This is a genomic window from Massilia sp. CT11-108, assembly GCF_047302915.1.
GTDB classification, from domain to species: domain Bacteria; phylum Pseudomonadota; class Gammaproteobacteria; order Burkholderiales; family Burkholderiaceae_D; genus Telluria; species Telluria orientalis.
Genome location: NZ_JBKYMO010001521.1, coordinates 1 through 272 on the forward strand (window position 1 = coordinate 1; position 272 = coordinate 272).

At 37.1% G+C, this 272-nt stretch carries 1 protein-coding gene; it reads right to left on the reverse strand.

Annotated features, from left to right (window positions below):
- Positions 1–272 (reverse strand): MMPL family transporter (locus ACEN88_RS35485; RefSeq protein WP_413347091.1); only part of this gene is annotated, 272 nt, incomplete at both ends.

Sequence of the window (272 nt, forward strand, 5' to 3'; positions counted from 1 at the left end):
GACAAATCCGAGTACGGCTTTTAATGAAACTAATAGAGAGCGGAAGACAAACATTAATAGAATGAATGCTAAACCTACGATGACACCCGCAAAGACAGGAATCGCATTGTTAAGTTTTTGAGACATATCAATGTTGATGACACTTTGTCCTGAAATTTCAGTACTGAAATCATATTTTTCTTTTGCTTGGCTCGCAAAATCACGTAAGTCTTTTGTTAATTCACTTGTAGATTCTGCATTAGGTCCTTCTTCAGGAATGATCGCCATCAACG